The following is a 20,169-nucleotide window of genomic DNA, read 5'->3' as shown; positions in this document are numbered from 1 at the left end:
ACAAATACTTGATTCTCCCCCACCAGTCACATTAAAGTTGACACCATGTATACCTCCACCAGCCTTCAGGATTTTTCAGTTTGAGTCGTGTTGTTATCACTGGCATGTCAGCCATAACGCCTTTAGGAAATTCCTGGCCTGAGGTATATAAAGCACTGAAGGCTGGCTCCTGCGGCATTCGTCTTATGGAAGACTGGCAGAAGATTCAGGGACTCTCCTGCTACCTTGCAGCGCCCGTAACACACGACGTTGGTCATTCCATCCCCAGAAAACTCTCCCGATCCATGAGCAGGGTGTCATTAATTGCGGCCCAGTCAGCACAACAGGCAATACATCAAAGCCAGCTCAATCTTGATGAAATAGATAAAGATAATATTGGTATTGCCTACGGCTCCTCTTTTGGCTCAGCTGAACAATTGATACCTTTTGGTCGTGTATTGGCAGAGAACAAAGTTCGGGGAATATCACCAACCGGTTACATCAAGCTGATGGGACATACCACCGCAATCAACCTCAGCATTTACCTTGGGATAAAAGGACGATTAATTCCAACCAGTTCGGCCTGTACATCCGGAAGCCAGGCTCTGGGTTATGCTTACGAGACCATAAAGCACAATATTCACCCTCTCATGGTTGCAGGTAGTTCAGAAGAGTTATCACCTGCACAAGTGGCCGTTTTTGACTCTTTTTTTGCGGCCAGCAGAGACAACCATTTACCTCATCAGTCAGCAAAACCTTTTTCTAAAGATCGAAATGGAATGGTCGTTGGTGAAGGCGGGGCCACGTTTATTCTGGAATCTCTGGACCATGCATTAAACCGAAAAGCCACCATCCTGGCGGAAATCGTCGGTTTCGCCACCAATCTGGATGGCAGCCATATTATCCAGCAAAACCCGGAGATGATGGAGAAAGTCATAGGGTCAGCATTAACTTCGGCAAACCTGAAACCCGATCAGATTGGTTATATCAGTGCCCATGCCACAGGGACAGAAAGTGATGCCACAGAAGCAGGAGTGATTAACAAGATTTTCAGCAATAAAGTTCCTGTCTCCAGCAATAAAGGCCACATGGGACACGCACTGGGCGGCAGCAGTTCAATAAGCTCATGGCTGACTATCAATATGATGAATGAGGGCTGGTTTGCTCCCACTTTGAACCTTACACAGCCCTCAGACGACTGCTCCGGAATTTGGCATATTATGGGTGAAGGGCTTCAACGTGAGTGTGAATATACTATGGTCAACAGCTTTGCCTTTGGCGGGGTAAATACATCAATCATTTTTAAACGCTGGAACTGAAATGATTGCAACAAGCCTCAGACGATGATCGATACAGCTTGTCGTCTGGGAGCGAGATTGCGCCTCAGTCTCATTCAACACCGCCCCCTATGCGTTGCAGGAAACTTTTGGCCTATACGCGTGAATTACAATTGATTAATGGTGTCAGTCAATATCAAGGATTCTAGCTCCATCATACAGTCCACCTGTCGCTCTTTGGCTGTTTGATGCAATCTGACAATCCGGGAAAAGGACTCCGCCTGCCCTTCACTTTCGCAAAACTGCTTTAGCTCTCCGGGTTCAATAGCATGCTTGAGCATAACCGCCAAAGCCTGCACCAGGGATGGTTTATCGCTCCAATGGAAATAAGCGGTCAACCGATCTTTAACAACATCGGAAGCGAGTAATATTGGAATTTTACCACCACTGTCACTTTTAACGATGGTGGTTTTCTTGATTAATTCATCGCCAACGGCGAGAGGTGCAGGCGGAAACTCCACGCAAATAAGTGTGGTGTCATTGGTATAAACACGTCCGTGTTTGATAAATCCAATTTCAGCCATGGCGTTATTCATCGCAGCTGGAGGATCGTAGCTGATATTCACCATATCGATATCTTTTGTGAGGTACAGGTTGGCACTGTATATTTCCACAGCCAACCCACCAACGAGTACAACTTTTATTCCATATTGCTGTAAATGGTCAGCGACAATCGCCGCCAATTCCACGATAGGCGTCTCTTTATAATCTGTCATTATTGAACTCATTTTCCGTTTTTCTCAGGCGGGCAGCGACCGTTGGCTTTCCTGTCGAGCGGGGTTTTGTTCGGTTCATGATTAGATCCTGAATAACGGATTCAGGATATACCTTAAGAGCCAACTTCAGCAGATTTTTTATAGGGTCTAAAAATAGATACCGCGGGTTAAGCTGATACTCTCTGAGCCTGCCAATCAAATGACTGACGACAACCCCATCCTCCTCCATTCGGGCCAGTTGTTTTTGCACTGAATTTTGCGAGAGCCCGAAAAACTCTGCGATACCCTTACCGTATCCGGAGCCCCTGATCATAAGGAATATAAGTATCTTCTCCTGACTCTCAGCACGAAGAATGCCTTTTAAAACGAACATATAAGTACTCCGTGGCTAAACACACAATATATGGTTATTGTAAACCAATATATCGTTTATGTAAAACAACATATGGTTAACAGTAACCACATGTTGTTTTATATGTTTTCTTGGAAATTTAGCCTTTATATATTAATGCCTTATAAAGCTTGAAATACGGAGGTAACTTTCCACCTTGAATTTTTGGAAGTTTTCTATCAGCAATCTGCATTATCGGAAACTTAGGAATTGTCCCAAAATAACTGTCACATTTTAACGAACGTTGCCCGTTACCCGAAAAAGCCAGAGCCGCTTGTGCTTTTGCGGGCAACGGGTAGCGGACAACGGCCTTTTAAAAGCCTCAGTAAAATGTGGAACTTATTGCCGGGCAATCCCTTACCCCACCTGAAACAACCGTTTAATTCTAAGTGACAACACTGCTTCACACAGATAAAATCACCAAGCACAATCCACCGATTTACCGATACTTATTATCAGAACGGAGTAGATGCTGTGAACTGGTATGGGGAAGAAGAAAAAATCTCCGCCTTTGAAGCGATTTCCAGGGCTCAGAAGCTTGCTTATGCTCCCATGGTCTTTCAGGCATCCCGGTTATTGTGTGAACTCAATATCCTCAAATCCATCGAAGATGCTGGCAATCAGGGACTGACACTCTCTGAAATAACCTCGGCCACCGGGCTGACTGACTATGGCGTGGACGTATTGCTGTCCATGGGGCTCAGTGCCGGACTTGTCTACAAAAGCGATCAACACTTTATCATCACCAAAACCGGCCATTTCCTGCTGAACGATGAAATGACCCGGGTCAATATGGCCTTTACCCATGACGTCTGTTATCAGGCGATGTTTTATCTTGAGCAGGCGGTTAAAGAAGGAAAACCGGCAGGCCTCAAGGTGTTTGGTGACTGGAATACCGTATACGAAGGCCTGTCACAACTACCAGAACAGGCACAGAAAAGCTGGTTTGAGTTTGATCATTTCTATTCCGATGGCGCGTTTCCCGATGCCTTGAAGATAGTGTTTGGTGACCCACCCGCAACACTTTTTGATGTCGGCGGCAATACCGGCAAATGGTCGCTTGCCTGTGCCCGTTATAATCCGGATGTGAAAATCACTATTCTTGATTTGCCGGGCCAGCTGGCTATGGCTGAAAAGAATATTATGGCAGCCGGATTCCAGGATCGGGTTAATGGCTATACCATCAACCTTCTGGATGACACTCAGCCCTTCCCCGGCAAGGCAGATGCTATCTGGATGAGTCAATTCCTGGACTGCTTCTCTGAACAACAGATTGTCAATATTCTGAAACGAGCCAGCACCGCCATGCACTCAGGCTCTTATCTTTATATTATGGAAACGCTCTGGGATAAGCAGAACTTCGAGGCGTCCTCTTACAGCCTTAACGCCACTTCGCTCTACTTTACCGCTGTTGCAAACGGCAACAGCCGTATGTATGCAGAACAGCCATTTATCAACCTGATTCAACGGGCTGGCCTGAAAATCGTCGACCAGACCGATGGCCTTGGTTTCTGTCACACCCTGTTTAAGTGCCAGCTGGCTGGCAGCGAGTAAGGCGACACTGTGAAACTGACCTTCACAATAAAAAGCTGGGAGGCCTGGCTGCCGGGCATCCGAAATCATGCTGACTGGCAAGCCTTTTTATCCTCGGACCGGAAGCCGGGCAGTAACGAGCCATTTACCAATATGGATTATCGTTACCTTAAACCTGCCCAGCGCCGGCGGCTCAGTGATATCAGCAAAATAACACTGGATGTCGCTTACGCCATCGCTAGAGACAATCCGCAGGTTTACTCGGTATTTGCCTCACGCCGTGGGGAGGTCAGCCGTATGGCAGGCTTGCTACAATCCATTTGCCGGGATGAAGAACTGTCACCTACAGCTTTTAGCATGTCGGTTCACAACACTACCTCCGGATTATTCTCCATCCACACGGGTAATCGTGCCCCATCAACAGCGATTGCTGCCGGGCATGATACCGTTGTCGCCGGATTTATCGAAGCCTGTTCTATCCTCGCCTCCGGTCAGAAGCAGGTTTTACTGGTGCTGAGTGAAGATCAGATGCCCGCTGTATATCAGACCTTTGCCTGCTCCAACGAACAGCCTGTAGCCGCTGCCTTTATGCTAATCCCCGGTGATGATTTCATTCTGGAATCTGCCGTCAGGAACACACCGGCAGACATTCCAGGCACCAGCGATCAGGTCAGCCAGATCATCAGCGCCATTATAACGGGAGAGCCTGCCGATATTGCCGGAGAAAGGATGCAGTGCCAAATCCGTCGAACAAGATAAAACCAAAATCGGATCACTGGATAATGAAAAACGTCAGACGCCTGCTTACCGGAATCAGCTTTCTGGTGTTCGGTGCCGGTTCATTAAACCTGGCCTTTACCGTATTGCCACTCATTCTGCTGTTCTCTACAGATAAAGAAGTGCGCAGAAAACGTATTCAGAACACTATAAGCTGGCATTTCCGCTTATTCCTGAAATGGATGCAGGCGCTCAAACTAATGCGTATGGATGTATCGGGCGTCGAGCAACTCTGCAAAAATCACCACCAGCGTCAGGGCGTTCTTGTTATTGCCAATCACCTGACGCTTATTGATGTAGTGGTGCTGATGGCCTATATGCCGGATGTGGACTGCGTGGTTAAGGCCGGACTTTATCGCAATTTTTTCCTGAAAAAAATTGTCCGGGCTGCCGGTTATATACCCAACGTTAATCCGCAGAAACTGTTATCAGACTGCACCCGTACACTGAACGAAGGAAGAAACCTGATTATTTTTCCGGAAGGTACCCGAAGGCGGCCCGGCGAACCATTGAGATTTCAGCGTGGTGTTAGCCATATAGCACTACAGGCTGGCTGTTATCTTCGTCCGGTTTATCTGAATTGTGAACCGGCCACTTTGGGTAAACATCAACATTGGTATGATATTCCGGACAAGGCCTTTGTTTTTTCTCTGCGAGTTGGCGAACTTATCTCTGTGGCCCCCTGGCAAGATGAAAAAACCTCAGGCATTCAGACAAGACTTTTAACCCGGCATCTTGAACAACACTACCGAAAGGAGCTTTCTGAAAGACCATGGAAAAACTGAAACAGGAGCTGAAAAAGCTAATTATTACTTCCCTGGACCTGGAAGACATCACCATTGATGACATCAAAGACGACGAACCTCTCTTTATTGAAGGGCTGGGGCTGGACTCGATTGATGCTTTGGAACTGGGCGTTGCCATTAAAAAGCAGTATCAGGTCAAACTGGATGCCAATTCGGCAGACAATAAAAAACATTTTACATCCATCAACACCCTGGCTGCATTTGTGTCCCGGGCTGCCTGATTTATTGGCTCAATTACAAGAAAGATTGATTATCCATGACCGATTTATCCATGACCGATTTATCCATGAAGAGTGAAGACATCCTTAACGCCCTGAAAGCCATTCTGGAAGAACAGTTTGAGATTGATCCGGAACAGGTAACCCTGGAAACCCACCTGTATCAGGATCTGGACCTGGACAGTATTGATGCGGTGGACCTGGTGATTGCCCTGCAAAACCTCACCGGTAAAAAAATCAAACCGGAGGATTTCAAAAGCGTCCGCACTGTCGCCGATGTGATTGAAGCCACCAGCGCCCTGCTGCAAGTAGCCTGACGGGAACACCTATGATCAAACGGGTTTGGCAGGTTATTTTGGGCATCTTACTGGCCTGCTATCCTCTGGTAATTTACCTGGGGCTGGAAACCATGCCATTGAATCGGGTTGCGGCACTGATTCTTGGCCTGTTTTTATTACGACTTCTGGCCTTGAAAGGTTCCAGACTGCGCTTTCTCAGGCATCTGACCATCCCAGCGGCACTCGGTGGAATTGCCCTGTCGTCTGCTGCCCTGTTCCTGAACAGTCAGCAAGCTTTACTGCTGTATCCGGTACTGGTGAGCATCGCCGGCTTTTCCGTATTTACCTGGAGCCTGATCAAACCGCCCAGCATTATTGAGTGTTTTGCCCGGTTACAGGAAGAGACACTGACTGAGCAGGCAGTGGTTTACACGCGCAAGGTTACTATGATCTGGTGTCTGTTTTTTACCATCAATGGCAGTATTGCCCTGTTCACAGTGATCAGCAATGATCAGGCGTTATGGGCACTGTATAACGGCCTGATCTCCTACCTGCTGATGGGTACCCTGCTCGGCGGAGAGTGGTTGTACCGAAAATGGATATTGAAAGTATGATACCGACCCAGGCAACTTTATCGCTGCAATCATTTTTTACCCGTCCTGCTGATGATCAGCTGGCACTGCTTGATAATGAACAGCCACTGTCTTATACCGAAGTGGTGAATAAATCACTGACACTTGCCAGTACGATTGCCCGGTCCGAAGAACAATACTGGGGGCTCTATTGTGAAGATACCGGCCACTTTATTATCAGCCTGCTGGCACTACTGGCTGCGGGTAAAACTATTTGCCTGCCAGCCAATAACCAACCCGGAACATTAGCCGATCTGGCCAACCATGCCGCCATACTGCTGACCGACAGCCACGGCGATGGGTTTACCGGCCACTGCTATCAACTGCCGCAACTCAATACAATCGTTAAAGATGAGTCCTTTGAACCCCGCACGGCCCGGGCCAGCCTTATTTTTTTCACTTCCGGCTCCAGCGGTAACCCCAAGGCCGTGCATAAACAGCTGTGGCAGCTGGAAAATGAGATACAGGCTCAGGAGCAGAAGTGGGGTGAAACACTGGAAAACCCGGTCATTCTGGCCTGCGTTGCTCACCAGCATATCTATGGGATTCTGTTTCGGATCCTCTGGCCACTGCTGGCCCGAAGAACCATTGATACCCACCAGCACCAATACCCTGAGAGCCTGCTGGCAGCCATTGCACAGCATGACAAAGTGGCCGTTATCGCCTCACCCGCCCAGCTTGAACGTCTGCCGAAAGAGCTGAACTGGTCGGTTTGCAAACACCGGGTCACCGCCGTATTTTCCTCCGGCGCTCCTTTGCAGGCTCGTTTTGCCGCGGAAGCTCAACGCTGTTTTTCCGTATTGCCGCTGGAGATACTGGGCAGCACTGAAAGTGGTGGTGTCGCCTGGCGGCAGCAACACTGTGAGCCTGCTTCACTGAATGCCTGGCAGCCGCTACCGGGTGTACACGTTCAACTGGACGATAATGGTCTGTTAACGGTGTTCTCCCCATGGCTGGATAATCCTGAAGATTGTTGTGTAATGGGTGACCGGGCAGAGATTATTGCCGATCACGGCTTTCTTCTGAAAGGCCGTGCCGACCAGATTGTTAAAATTGAAGGCAAACGGGTTTCCCTGACCGAAATATCTCAACGGCTCAGCGATCACTATCTGGTAGAACGTACAGCCCTGACCGTACTGGAAATGGCACGACAACAGCTGGGCGCTATTGTAGTGCTCACCGACGAAGGCAAAGCCATACTGAACAAGCAGGGTCGTCTGGCCATACCCCGCCTGCTGAAAAAAACACTATCCCAATACTTTGAAGCGGTCACGCTGCCACGTAAATGGCGCTTTGTGGAAATCATGCCGGTCAACGCCCAGGGCAAATTAGTCCATAGCGAGCTGGCCAGGCTCTTTACCACCGGATTACCATCAGAGGCAACCGATGAAGACAATGGATGAAGCCATAATCCGCTCTGTTGATCGGCGGGAAAACGGTCTGACCATACGCCTCTATATTCCTGATGAATTGCACTGGTTCCGTGGCCATTTCCCCGATAGGCCGGTACTGCCCGGCGTGGTTCAGACCCACTGGGCCATCGGTTATGGAGTCCGATACCTGAACCTGCCTGACCGGATCCGAAAACTGGAAGTGATCAAGTTCAAAAACCTGATCCGTCCGGATATGGAGATCACCCTGCAGCTGGATATCAAAGCCAATGGCAAACTGACTTTCTCCTATCGCCATAATAGCGATGAGATGTCGTCCGGACGTGTAGTTTATTAGTCTCTGTTGTCAGTTAGCATATATAAAAGTGCGGAGTAACAAATGGCAGACGCCTTTCGCCCCTGTGCGATCATTCCGGTATTTAATCATCACCAGAAACTGGCTGGCGTTGTGGATGCCCTGCAACAATCAGGACTCCACTGTATTGTGGTGGACGATGGCAGCAACGAAGAGACCAAATCTGCCCTTCATCAGCTGCAGAATGATAATACCATCAGCCTGTTTCAACTGAGCTGGAATCAGGGAAAAGGCGCAGCCGTCATGGAAGGGCTGATGCGTGCCCAACAGGCTGACTTTACCCACGCCATTCAGATTGATGCCGACGGTCAACATGACACCGGCGCGATTCCTGACCTGTTGACCATGGCCAGACAACACCCTGACGCACTGATTTCGGGCCACCCGGTATACGACAAATGTGTACCGAAATCCCGACTCTATGGCCGGAAAATCACCCAATTCTGGGTCTGTATCGAAACCCTCTCTACCAAGGTGCCTGATGCCATGATCGGCTTCAGGGTCTACCCGTTAGATGTCACATGTCAGCTGATTCAAAAAACAGACATCTCACGACGTATGGATTTCGATATAGACGTCATGGTGCGCCTTTACTGGTCCGGCATCCCGGTTAAATCGGTGCCTGTGCGTATTATTTACCCTGAAGACGGCCTCTCCCACTTTGATACGCTGGCTGATAATCTCCGCATCAGCTGGCTCCACACCCGTCTGTTCTTCGGCATGATTAGGCGGTTACCGCTATTACTACGCCGGTTCTCCGGAGACAACACCCAAAAATGGCATCAGATGCAGGAACGGGGTTCCGGATTGGGTATTCGAATTCTGTTATCTACTTATCGCCTGCTGGGGCATCGGGCATTTACCATGCTACTGATGCCTGTGATGGCCTATTTCTTCCTGACGGGCAAAACAGCCCGCCAGGCATCACAGAATTATTTACGACGGCTATACAACATTGCACCAGAGGCTCTTCCGGAAAAACCCGGTCACTGGCTTTCATTCCGGCACTTTATGTCGTTTGGACAGGCACTGGCTGACCGGTTTGCCGCCTGGCTTGGCCAGATCACCCTGGAGCACCTCGATATAGAGGGCAAAGATCAGGTACTGGAAAAACTGAATACTGGCCAGGGTGTAGTACTGCTCACCTCCCATCTGGGCAATATTGAACTCTGCCGGGCACTGGCTGGCCTGAGCGCCTCTGAACAGGAACTACCCGTCAATGTACTGGTACACACCCATCATGCCGAGGCATTTAACCGGATCATGGCAGAGGTTAGCCCTGATGCCAATATTCGGCTGATCCAGGTGGATACCATCGGCCCTGATACTGCCATTTTACTGAGCGAAATGATTGATCGGGGAGAAATCGTTGCTATCGCTGCAGACCGTGTCCCGGTAGATGGCAGCGCCAGTGATTCGACTTCGGTTCGCTTTTTGGGTGACGACGCCCGTTTTCCCAAAGGGCCTTTTATTCTCTCCAGCATTCTGGTTTGTCCGGTATTTACCGTATTCTGCACACGCAATGGAGATAACCGTTTTTTGCTGGAAATTGAGCTCTTTGCCGACCCGCTGTTACTGCCACGCAAGCAGCGACAAGAACAATTACAGATTTTTATCCAAACCTACGCTGACCGACTGGAAACAGTGTGCAAGAAAGCACCTCTGGAATGGTTCAATTTTTTTGATTTCTGGCAGAAATCCGGAGCGCAAGACTGAATGACCCTTTTTTTAAAATCAAAAACTATAAAACCCACAGAAACCACTTTGCAGGCCCAGCCCGTTACTTTTGGTGAAGGCAGGCTGACCATTGAAGATATTAACCGGATTGCCCGGGGGGAAAGCACCGCCCTGTTGAGCGATGCGCCGGCATTTCGCAGTAAAATCCGCAAAGGTGCAGAGTTTCTGGACCGGCTGCTGGCTGAGGACGGGGTTATCTATGGTGTGACCACTGGCTATGGTGATTCCTGCACCCGTGCGGTACCCCAATCGCTGGTCAATGAGCTGCCGCTGCGCCTGATCCGGTTCCATGGTTGTGGTCTCGGCCGCTACCTTAACCCGGCTCAGGCCCGCGCGGTGATGGCTACCCGGCTGACCTCCCTGACTCAGGGAATGTCCGGCGTCAGCGAGGCCCTGCTGGAAAGAATGGTGTACCTGATGGGACTGGATATTCTGCCGGTGATTCCTGAAGAAGGCTCCGTAGGTGCCAGTGGCGACCTTACTCCACTGTCGTACGTAGGCGCCATGCTGGTCGGTGAACGACAGGTTTATTACCAGGGAGAACAGTGTCCAACGGCTGACGTTTACCAAGAACTCGGCCTGCAACCCCTGACGCTTCGCCCCAAAGAAGGCCTGGCCCTGATGAACGGTACGGCAGTAATGACCGCACTTGCCTGTGAGGCTTTTGAGCGGGCAGAATATCTGGCCAGACTCTGTGCCCGAATCACCTCGCTGGTGACACTGGGACTGCAGGGTAATGCTCATCATTTCGATGAGAAGCTGTTTGCCGTGAAGCCCCATCCTGGACAGATAGAAATTGCCGGTATGATTCGTCAGGATCTGGGTCATACCACAGCGCCGCGCAATTCCAGCCGTTTACAGGATCGTTACTCGGTACGCTGTGCGCCCCACATCATCGGTGTGCTACAAGATAGCCTGCCATGGATGCGCAGTTTTATTGAAAATGAACTGAACAGTGCCAACGACAATCCCATTATTGATGGCGAGGGAGAACATGTGCTCCATGGCGGTCATTTCTATGGTGGCCATATCGCCATGGCCATGGACAGCATGAAGAATACCGTGGCCAACCTGGCGGATTTGATGGATCGCCAAATGGCCCAGCTGATGGACACCAAATTCAATAATGGTCTGCCAGCCAATCTCTCCGGTGCCACCGGAGAACGGGCGCCGATCAACCACGGTTTTAAAGCGGTGCAGATCGGCATATCCGCCTGGACGGCAGAAGCCCTGAAAAATACCATGCCTGCCAGCGTCTTCTCACGCTCCACCGAGTGCCATAACCAGGACAAGGTGAGCATGGGTACCATCGCCGCACGAGATTGCCTGCGGGTACTGGAACTGACCGAACAGGTAGCCGCCGCCTCCCTGCTGGCATCCCACCAGGCGCTGGCATTAAGGCTTCGTGACGGAGACCTGATGGCTGATGAGCTGAACCGGGATATTATACGACAGCATGATCAGATCATGTCCGGATTCGCATTTGTGGATGAAGACCGCGCCATGGAAATGGATCTTCGTGAACATATTGAACTGATTCGACAAAAACACTGGGCTCTCTACTAAGACCGCTACCCGTTGCCCGCAAAAGCACAAGCAGTCCCGGTTTTTTCGGGCAGCGGGAAGCGGGCTTAAAGAAGGGCTCCGTAAAATAGATGTTTTATATCGGGACCATTCCTAAGAGCCCGGATACCAGCACTCTGCCAGAAGTAATAAGTCAGCCTATGGAAAATACGCCAGTTTCAGCTTCAGTTACTCTTCAGGTACCGTTCCATGATGTGGACATGATGTGTGTGGCCTGGCATGGCCACTACGTGAAATATTTTGAAGTGGCCCGCTGCGCCCTGCTGGATCAGATCCGGTACAACTATCAGGAAATGAAGGACTCCGGCTATGCCTGGCCGGTGGTTGACCTGAAGGTGAAATATGTTCGTCCGGCCCGGTTTGGCCAGAATATAAAAGTCACCTGTCAATTAAAGGAGTACGAGAACCGTCTTGTGCTTTCTTATCAGATCACAGATCCACAAACCGGCCAGAGACTGACCAAAGGGGAGACAACCCAGGTTGCTGTAAATATGAGTACCGGGGAGTTGCAGCTGGTCTCCCCGCCGGTACTTCTGGAAAAACTGGGGCTGGCGTCGTGAATTTGTCAAAACGATTACTCTCCCTGCTGCTGCTTTTTACCCTCAGTTACGGTGCACCGCTGCTGGCAGACAACCTCTCAGACAAGCTTGCAGAAAATAAAGCTGCCCTGCGAATTCTTACCCCCTTTAAATCCGTACAGGTATTTCAGGGTGAGTTTGAACAGCATAAAAAGATGCCATTCTTTGCCAATGCGTTTATATCAACGGGTCGCTTTCTCTCCATAAGAGATCGGGGCCTGATCTGGGAAACGCAAACGCCTGCGCCATCCACACTGGTCATGACACCCGGCAAGGTCATCCAGAAAACCAATGGCAGGGAGCAGACCTTTCAGGCATCCGGCACCGGTTATGACGGGCTGGGCATTCTTCTGCCTGCTTTTCTGGATGGCGACCTTGAGCTGCTGGAGTCCTACTTCGAAGTGTCTGCCCAAGAGCAGCCAACAGGCTGGGAACTGACCCTGATACCCAGAAGCAAAGAGCTGAAGACCCTGATATCTGAGGTTAAGGTTCTGGGAAACAGCAGTCAGTTGAGTGAAATCAGTATGACCGGCCCCAATGGTGACCACACTCGTATTGCTTTTAAATCCCTGTCCCTGAGTTATGAGGCCCCTGATGCAGCGAGTCTGGCAGCGTTTAAACAGCCATAAAATAAACAGCGCTTTTATCCGCCTTGGCATCTGGTGCCTGATGGTTGGCTGCTTGCTGGTTAGTCTGTTACTCACCAGTGGTTTTCGTATGCCCGGAGTAGCCACAGAATTAATCAGTCTGCTGCCGCCTACTGAACAGGATGCCAGCTCTGCCGCTGCCGCCAATCAATTCGCCCGCAACTTCAGTAACAGGGTTATGTTTCTGGTCTCATCAACGGACCGGGAAAACGCCAGGGCTGCCGCCACCGAACTGGATAGCAGGCTGAGAGCCAGCCATAACTTTTCAGAATTGCTGACCCATATCGACCCGGAGCGCTGGCAGCAAATTGCCCGTTTTTATTTCCCCTGGCGTTATACCCTGTTAAACAGTCGTCTACAGTCATTGTCACCCGGGCAGCTGGGTGACCAGCTAACGCAACAGGTAGTAAACCGTTTGGTCAGCCCGGTGAATATGGTCACCCCGCAACAGCTACTGGATGATCCTCTACTGCAGCTCCCCCTATGGTTTGAGTCACTGGCTTCAGACGGTGGCAACCTGACTCACGATGATGGCATGATGGTCGTCTCCGGAAAAAAACAATACCATGTAATGATCTCCGGCCTGATCAAAGGTGAAGCCCTGTCGCTGACTCATCAGAGTCGTCTGGTCAGCGATATCAATACCGCCACTACACAAATCAAACAACAGTTCCCAACGGTTAATGTGCTCAGCAATGGCATGATTTTTTATGCCAAAGCCGGTGCTGATTCCGCTCGACAAGAGGTCAGCACCATTGGTGTCGGCTCCTTGCTCGGCATTATCCTGCTGCTGTGGCTGGCGTTCCGAACCTGGTCGCCTTTATTGCTCTGCCTGCTCTCGGTGGGCACGGGCATTGTCTCGGGATATATCATTACCTGGCTGATTTTCGGTGAAGTCCATGTGGTCACGCTGGTGTTTGGTGCCAGCCTGACCGGTGTCTCCATTGATTATGCTTTCCACTATATGGCGGAATGGCAGCGACAAGGCAAAGGATGGGTTCCGGATAAGGGGCTCAGGCATATTTTCCCGGGAATATCTCTGGGGTTGATCACCAGCCTGCTGGGCTACCTACCCATGCTGGCAACCCCTTTCCCCGGACTGCAGCAAATGGCGACCTTCTCATCGGCAGGATTACTGGCCGCCTGGTTAACCGTGGTGCTCGCTTATCCCGCCTTATTGAACAAAGCCACGCAAACCCGGCAACAGCACTGGCCACTCCCCTTCGTTGACCGTTTCCTGATGCTATGGCACCAGACGTTTAACCGGTGGCGCTACGGCATTGTTCTTATACCTGCCCTGCTGAGCATTTTTGCTCTCCCCCAGTTAAAGACTAATGACGATATACGACAGTTACAGAGTCGTCCAACCGCACTGGTAGAAACGGAAGAACAGATCCGGGAGATTATTGGTGAACTGGCGGATAACCGTTTCTTTCTGGTTCGGGGAGATTCACAGGAGCAATTGCTGCAACGGAATGAACAGCTGGCCCAATGGCTAAACCAACAAATTGACAGTGGAAAACTGGGCGACTATCGGGCGATCTCTGACCTGTTACCCTCATTACAAACTCAGGCCAGTAACCGGGAAAAAATAGCCACCATTTTCTCCCATCAACTGCCGCAACTCTGGCAACAGCTCGGGTTCGCCGTGGAGGCGCAGGAACAGACGCTGCAGCAATTTAATCTGGCCAATGACAACAGCCTGACCCCGGAGGCCTGGCTCAACAGTCCTGTCAATTCTGTCTATGGCCACCTCTGGCTCGGTCCTGTTTCTGATGAGTACTTCTCAGCAGTTACGCTAAACAGGGTTGGGGAGGACTGGCAGCCTGAACAGGCAGAAACCTTCCCGGGGGTTGAGTTCGTTGATAAAACCGGAGACACCTCTGAACTATTCGCCCGTTATCGTTTATTGATGGGTTGGCTTCTGGTTATTGCCTACACGACGATCGCCGTTCTTCTGGCGATCCGTTATGGAGTTCGTGGTGCTGTTCAGGTAGTATTACCACCGCTATTAGCCGTACTGACCACGCTCTCCCTGCTGGCGTTAACAGGTCAGGCTATTAATCTATTCCATGTACTGGCCCTGATCATGGTACTTGGCATCGGTATTGACTACACCCTGTTCTTCCATGAGGCAAGTGGTGAGCAACGCTATACATTTATGGCTATCACGCTTTCGGCAATCACTACGCTGCTCTCTTTTGGCTTACTGGCTCTCTCTGCCACTGCGGCCATCGCTGGTTTTGGCCTGACGGTTCTGACCGGGATAACCATCTGCTATCTGCTGTCTCCCCTTGCCATCAGGAAAGATACTCATGAAAATGCCTGAGTCTCTGACTGGAAACCGCCTTCTCCCGGCGCTGAAGCACCTGCAGATAATCACTCTGACCGTGCTGGTCTTTCTATCCGGCTGCAGTTTCATGGATAAGAAAACGATACAGGCACCCAGAGTTTATCTCAGCAAAACCCTTCAGTGGCAGCTCCCTGGCATTGAGCTACTACCGCCCGGGCAATACGTTCTCACCCAATCGGTTCAGGCAACCTATGGCGACAAAACCGTAGACCTGCTGTTTCATGTCGAGAAGCAATCGAGCCGCCTGGCCATTGCCGCCCTGACGCCGGGAGGACAGCCATTGATACAACTGGTTTATGAAAATGGACAGGTAATCGGGCACACTAATCCAATGGTACCCGCCGGGTTGTCATTACCCTATCTGGTCTCTGACTTTTTATTAACCTATGGTCGTGTAGAGGCACTTCGTTCTGTTCTGGAAAAAGACGCTGTCACACTGCAACTACAAGGGCCGGACAGAGTGTTTCGTTACCGTGACCAGCCCATTATCCATATCAATTACTCCAGAGAATCCCTCGAAACAGCCACCGGGAAATGGCCAGCTGCAATAAAACTGCGCAACCAGGCACTGGGCTACCAACTGTCAATCCAGACGCTGAGTTACTCCCAACTATGACGCTCTCATCCTCTCATTCACCCGTCTATCTATCTTCCATGGGGATGGTCTGTGCCCTGGGCAATAGCCATCAGCAGATTCTGAACAACCTGCTGGCCGGTAGCCGGGAAGGTATGGTTCCGGATCAGCAGCTGATACCCGGCAAAGAACTCAGGCTCGGCAGAGTGACCGGCAAACTGGCTGAATGTAATACGGACTGCAGCTCTGAACAGAGTCGCAATAACCAGTTATTGCTGACCGCACTGACACCTGTTCACCCTGAAGTGAGCCGGTTAATCGATACCTTTGGCTCTGATCGCATAGGTATTATCCTCGGCACCAGTACTTCCGGTACCCTTGAGGCCGAAGTCGCCATGGGGCATTACCTGAATAACCACCACTACCCGGCAGGCTATGACTTTCGCATTCAGGAAATGGGCGACCCCAGTCGTTTTCTGGCCAGATACTTATCAATTACCGGTCCGGCATATACCGTATCCACCGCCTGTTCATCCAGCGGCAAAGTCTTTGCTTCTGCCCGAAACCTGATTCGTTCCGGCATCTGCGATGCCGTTATTGCTGGCGGTGTTGACAGCCTTTGTGGTCTTACGATTCATGGTTTTTCTTCCCTTGAGTCGGTAGCAGACGGCTATTGCCAGCCATTCAGTGACAATCGAAACGGTATTAATCTTGGCGAGGGTGCCGCCCTGTTTACCATAACCCGGGAACCGGCAACCATTCAGTTGCTGGGTGTGGGTGAATCGTCGGACGCCTGGCATATCTCTGCCCCACATCCTGAAGGCACCGGAGCAGAAACAGCGATGCAGGCTGCGCTTGCTGATGCAGACCTGACCACTGGCGATATTCACTACCTGAATTTACACGGCACCGCCACACCATTAAATGACGCGATGGAGAGTCAGGCGGTCATTCGACTGTTCGGTGCTGATACTCCCTGCAGTTCCACCAAAACCATGACCGGACACACACTCGGAGCGGCCGGTGCAATAGAAGCCGGGTTAAGCTGGTTGCTGTTATCCGACCTGAATCAGCAGCAGAAACTGCCTCCCCATATTGCCGATCAGCCACGGGATGAAACACTGGCCCCCATCAATCTGGTCAGTGATAACGCTACATTACCCTCTCAAAACCCCCGAATCATGAGCAACTCCTTTGCTTTTGGTGGCAGCAATGTTTCAGTGATTCTTGGAAAACAGTTATGACCCCGGAAAACATCGACCTGACACCGGAAAATTTACTGTCCCATGCTCACCCCATGATCCTTATTGATGCAGTAGAAAGCTATGGTGAAGATTTTGCCGTGGCGCTGGTCACCCCTGCTATCGGCAAGCCCTTTGCGGATTCGGAGGGTAATGTACCTGCCTGGGTCGGTATGGAGTATATGGCCCAAAGCATTGGTATTTATGCAGGCATTCGGGCTCAACTGGAAGGACAGCCTGTTCGGGTCGGCTTTCTGTTGGGAACCCGTTCCTACGAAGTAGAAACTGAACAGTTCTGCAGTGGCCTGACCTATGCAGTACAGGTGCAGAAAATATTTGAAGATGGTTCACTCAGCGCTTTTGAATGCACTATTTATCGGCACCAGCGGATTCACCGGGCACAAAACGATGGTCAGGATCATGCTGAGCCATGTCTGGCCCGGGCCGTCATCAACACATTCCAGCCTGACAATATTGATGAGTTTATGGAAGGAACCTCAAGATGAGCAATACCGTACTGGTCACCGGCTCCAGCCGGGGAATTGGCAAAGCCATCGCCCTGCGCCTGGCCGGCGATGGTTATCATATCGTTATTCACTGCCGCAGTGGCATGGCCCAGGCAGAAGATACCCTGGCCCGCGTCAGGGATGCTGGCAGTGATGGCCGTATCCTCCAGTTCGACCTGACAGACCGGCAACAGTGCCGTACCATTCTGGAACAGGATATTGAACAACATGGCGCTTATTACGGTGTCGTCTGCAACGCAGGCATCACCCGGGATAATGCCTTCCCTGCCCTGACCGACGAAGACTGGGACAGTGTCGTTCATACCAATCTTGATGGTTTTTATAATGTCCTGCACCCGCTGGTCATGCCCATGGTGCGCCGCCGAAAGCCAGGCCGGATTATCACCATGGCGTCCGTCTCCGGTTTGATCGGTAACCGTGGGCAGGTCAACTACAGTGCCTCAAAAGCCGGTATTATCGGTGCCACCAAAGCGCTGGCCCTGGAGCTGGCCAAACGCAAGATTACGGTTAACTGCGTCGCTCCGGGATTGATTGATACCGATCTTATGGAGGATGCCCCGGTTGAAGAGATCCTTAAAATGATCCCTGCCCGCCGGGCCGGCAAGCCTGAAGAAGTTGCTTCGCTGGTCAGCTATCTGATGTCTGAAAGCGCGGGGTATATTACCCGACAGGTGATTTCTGTTAATGGAGGGTTAGCCTGATGTCTCGCTCTGATACTCTCTATGGCAAGAAGCGGGTTGTAGTAACCGGCATGTCCACCATCACCTCCATCGGGCATGACTGGCAAACCTTTTCAGACAACCTGAAAGCGGGTAAAACCGGTATCCGGATTATGCCGGAATGGCAGGAAGTGGATGGCTTAAATACCGCACTGGCGGGCCCGGTCAATGATTTCAGCAAACCCGCTCACTATCCCCGTAAAAAAACCAGGGGGATGGGCCGGGTTGCCCTGATGTCCACCGTTGCCAGTGAATGCGCCCTGAAGCAGGCGGGCCTGCTTGATGATCCATTTCTGGGCAGTGGTTATGTGGGTGTTGCCTATGGTTCCTCAACGGGCAGCACCGCCCCCATCGTCAGTTTTGGAAAACTGCTGGAAAGTAAACAGCTGTCCGGGGTCAATGCCACCAGCTATATACAGATGATGCCTCATACGACGGCGGTTAATGTGGCGCTGTTCTTCGGGTTACGGGGTCGTCTGATTCCTACCAGCAGCGCCTGTACCTCAGGCAGCCAGGCCATTGGCCTGGCTTATGAAGCTATAGCCGATGGTCGGCAGGACATAATGGTGGCTGGCGGTGCAGAAGAACTCTGCGTAACCGAGGCCGCGGTATTTGATACTTTATTTGCCACCAGCACCCGGAACGAAACCCCAGAGTTAACACCAAGACCTTTTGACCGTGACCGTGACGGTCTGGTGATTGGCGAAGGTGCGGGCACACTGGTTCTGGAAGAGCTGGAAAGAGCGAAGTCCAGGGGCGCCACCATCCTCGCTGAAATTGTCGGTTTTGGCACTAATATGGATGGCATGCATATCACCCAGCCTACTGCGGAAACCATGGCAGTCGCCATGAAGCTTGCCCTGGAAGATGCCGGTATTCCGGCTTCCGCCATCGGTTATGTAAACGCCCATGGTACTGCGACTGATCGCGGTGATATCGCTGAATCCCACGCAACACACTCGGTATTTGGCTCACATATGCCAATCAGCAGCCTGAAAAGCTATCTGGGTCATACCCTGGGTGCCTGTGGAGCCATTGAAGCCTGGGCAAGTATCAACATGCTGAATAATGACTGGTATGCCCCGACCATCAATCTGAACCATATTGATCCTGAATGTGCAGAGCTGGATTACATAATGGACAATGGGCGCAGCCTGAAAAATGAATATGTGATGAGCAATAACTTTGCCTTTGGCGGGGTTAATACGTCGCTGATTTTTAAACGCTGGTAAACTTGTATGGGCGAGTTATGCTCGCCCTCAGGGAAGCTGCAATTAAGAATATATCATCGTCATCCCCGCGAAGAAGGTTGTCGCAAAAGGTCTTAAATACCGATCTCTACCCCCTCCGTCTTTCCCGCGAAGGAGCCTGTCGCAAAAGGTTGAAAATGCCGACCTCTTCCCTCCGTCTTTCCCGCGAAGGAGGGTGTCGCAAAAGGGCAAAACACCCCCCCGACCGTCATCCTCGCGAAGGCGGTTGTCGCAAAACCCTCCTCGCTCCCACGCTCTGCGTGGTAGCGTCAGGACCCAACCACAGACACGATTCCTGTGGTTGGCTATGCATTCCCACGCAGAGCGTGGGAACGAGGTTCCTGATGGGTTTTGCGACAGCCTCCTGCGCGGGAAAGACGGAGGGTCAACCTTTTGCGACAACCTCGAAGGCGGGAATCCATCTCGCGAGTGGGAGTCTATCTCGAGCAGTGGATCCCCGCCTTCGAGGGTGTCGCAAAAGGGCAAAACACCCCCCCGACTGTCACCCTCGCGAAGGCGATTGTCGCAAAACCCTCCTCGCTCCCA

21 protein-coding genes are annotated in these 20,169 nt (G+C 51.1%); 19 read left to right on the top strand and 2 right to left on the bottom strand.

Going from position 1 to position 20,169, the window contains the following annotated elements; genetic code table 11:
* Positions 1–80: 80 nt before the first annotated feature.
* Positions 81–1,298 (top strand): beta-ketoacyl-ACP synthase, encoded by a 1,218-nt coding sequence (locus tag RM811_RS22630; protein WP_402528785.1) that lies wholly within the window; start codon positions 81–83, stop codon positions 1,296–1,298.
* A 125-nt stretch (positions 1,299–1,423) separates the two neighbouring features.
* Here RM811_RS22630 and RM811_RS22625 read toward each other — a convergent pair whose 3' ends face one another.
* Together RM811_RS22625 and RM811_RS22620 are read right to left on the bottom strand one after the other, a co-directional pair.
* A complete protein-coding gene (locus RM811_RS22625; protein WP_402528783.1) occupies positions 1,424–2,032 on the bottom strand; it encodes a hypothetical protein in 609 nt (202 codons plus the stop codon).
* Complete coding sequence (locus tag RM811_RS22620; RefSeq protein WP_402528781.1) at positions 2,019–2,405, bottom strand: winged helix-turn-helix domain-containing protein; 387 nt, start codon at positions 2,403–2,405, stop codon at positions 2,019–2,021. The genes RM811_RS22625 and RM811_RS22620 overlap by 14 nt, the downstream gene beginning before the upstream one ends.
* Before the next feature lie 492 nt (positions 2,406–2,897).
* Here RM811_RS22620 and RM811_RS22615 point away from each other — a divergent pair, with 492 nt between their 5' ends.
* The 18 genes from RM811_RS22615 to RM811_RS22530 all read left to right on the top strand — a co-directional run bounded on the left by RM811_RS22615 (position 2,898) and on the right by RM811_RS22530 (position 19,605).
* Positions 2,898–3,977, top strand: coding sequence for a methyltransferase (locus tag RM811_RS22615; RefSeq protein ID WP_402528779.1), 1,080 nt, complete (start codon positions 2,898–2,900; stop codon positions 3,975–3,977).
* 9 nt (positions 3,978–3,986) lie between these two features.
* Entirely contained in the window at positions 3,987–4,715 is a 729-nt protein-coding gene (locus tag RM811_RS22610) for a beta-ketoacyl synthase chain length factor (protein ID WP_402528776.1), read from the top strand.
* 23 nt (positions 4,716–4,738) lie between these two features.
* On the top strand, positions 4,739–5,518 hold the full coding sequence (locus RM811_RS22605) for a lysophospholipid acyltransferase family protein (protein ID WP_402528774.1): 780 nt from the start codon (positions 4,739–4,741) through the stop codon (positions 5,516–5,518).
* Positions 5,506–5,760 carry a phosphopantetheine-binding protein gene (locus RM811_RS22600; RefSeq protein ID WP_402528772.1) on the top strand — a complete coding sequence of 85 codons (255 nt, stop codon included), beginning with the start codon at positions 5,506–5,508 and terminating at the stop codon, positions 5,758–5,760. The genes RM811_RS22605 and RM811_RS22600 overlap by 13 nt, the downstream gene beginning before the upstream one ends.
* Positions 5,761–5,795: 35 nt before the next feature.
* Positions 5,796–6,074 (top strand): acyl carrier protein, encoded by a 279-nt coding sequence (locus tag RM811_RS22595; protein WP_402528770.1) that lies wholly within the window; start codon positions 5,796–5,798, stop codon positions 6,072–6,074.
* A gap of 11 nt (positions 6,075–6,085) precedes the next feature.
* Positions 6,086–6,649, top strand: a complete 564-nt coding sequence (locus tag RM811_RS22590; protein ID WP_402528768.1) for a hypothetical protein — start codon at positions 6,086–6,088, stop codon at positions 6,647–6,649.
* Positions 6,631–8,070 (top strand): AMP-binding protein, encoded by a 1,440-nt coding sequence (locus RM811_RS22585; protein ID WP_402528766.1) that lies wholly within the window; start codon positions 6,631–6,633, stop codon positions 8,068–8,070. Before RM811_RS22590 ends, RM811_RS22585 begins: the two co-directional genes overlap by 19 nt.
* Positions 8,054–8,395 carry a hypothetical protein gene (locus tag RM811_RS22580; RefSeq protein ID WP_402528765.1) on the top strand — a complete coding sequence of 114 codons (342 nt, stop codon included), beginning with the start codon at positions 8,054–8,056 and terminating at the stop codon, positions 8,393–8,395. Before RM811_RS22585 ends, RM811_RS22580 begins: the two co-directional genes overlap by 17 nt.
* 42 nt (positions 8,396–8,437) lie before the next feature.
* Positions 8,438–10,129, top strand: a complete 1,692-nt coding sequence (locus tag RM811_RS22575; RefSeq protein ID WP_402528762.1) for a glycosyltransferase — start codon at positions 8,438–8,440, stop codon at positions 10,127–10,129.
* Complete coding sequence (hutH, locus tag RM811_RS22570; RefSeq protein ID WP_402528760.1) at positions 10,130–11,716, top strand: histidine ammonia-lyase; 1,587 nt, start codon at positions 10,130–10,132, stop codon at positions 11,714–11,716.
* Between the two features lie 89 nt (positions 11,717–11,805).
* Positions 11,806–12,294, top strand: a complete 489-nt coding sequence (locus RM811_RS22565; RefSeq protein ID WP_402528758.1) for an acyl-CoA thioesterase — start codon at positions 11,806–11,808, stop codon at positions 12,292–12,294.
* A complete protein-coding gene (locus RM811_RS22560; RefSeq protein WP_402528756.1) occupies positions 12,291–12,941 on the top strand; it encodes an outer membrane lipoprotein carrier protein LolA in 651 nt (216 codons plus the stop codon). The genes RM811_RS22565 and RM811_RS22560 overlap by 4 nt, the downstream gene beginning before the upstream one ends.
* Complete coding sequence (locus tag RM811_RS22555; protein WP_402528754.1) at positions 12,907–15,288, top strand: MMPL family transporter; 2,382 nt, start codon at positions 12,907–12,909, stop codon at positions 15,286–15,288. The genes RM811_RS22560 and RM811_RS22555 overlap by 35 nt, the downstream gene beginning before the upstream one ends.
* Positions 15,275–15,928, top strand: coding sequence for a DUF3261 domain-containing protein (locus RM811_RS22550; RefSeq protein WP_402528752.1), 654 nt, complete (start codon positions 15,275–15,277; stop codon positions 15,926–15,928). Before RM811_RS22555 ends, RM811_RS22550 begins: the two co-directional genes overlap by 14 nt.
* Positions 15,925–17,130 (top strand): beta-ketoacyl-[acyl-carrier-protein] synthase family protein, encoded by a 1,206-nt coding sequence (locus tag RM811_RS22545; protein ID WP_402528749.1) that lies wholly within the window; start codon positions 15,925–15,927, stop codon positions 17,128–17,130. Before RM811_RS22550 ends, RM811_RS22545 begins: the two co-directional genes overlap by 4 nt.
* Complete coding sequence (locus tag RM811_RS22540) at positions 17,127–17,633, top strand: hypothetical protein (RefSeq protein WP_402528746.1); 507 nt, start codon at positions 17,127–17,129, stop codon at positions 17,631–17,633. Before RM811_RS22545 ends, RM811_RS22540 begins: the two co-directional genes overlap by 4 nt.
* A complete protein-coding gene (locus tag RM811_RS22535; RefSeq protein ID WP_402528744.1) occupies positions 17,630–18,355 on the top strand; it encodes a 3-ketoacyl-ACP reductase FabG2 in 726 nt (241 codons plus the stop codon). The genes RM811_RS22540 and RM811_RS22535 overlap by 4 nt, the downstream gene beginning before the upstream one ends.
* Positions 18,355–19,605: a beta-ketoacyl-ACP synthase gene (locus RM811_RS22530; protein ID WP_402528741.1), complete on the top strand. Its 1,251-nt coding sequence runs from the start codon at positions 18,355–18,357 to the stop codon at positions 19,603–19,605. Before RM811_RS22535 ends, RM811_RS22530 begins: the two co-directional genes overlap by 1 nt.
* Positions 19,606–20,169 lie beyond the last annotated feature (564 nt).

It is taken from the genome of Endozoicomonas sp. (assembly GCF_031844845.1).
Classification (GTDB): Bacteria; Pseudomonadota; Gammaproteobacteria; order Pseudomonadales; family Endozoicomonadaceae; genus Endozoicomonas.
This window is presented reverse-complemented; position numbering and strand designations above follow the sequence as displayed.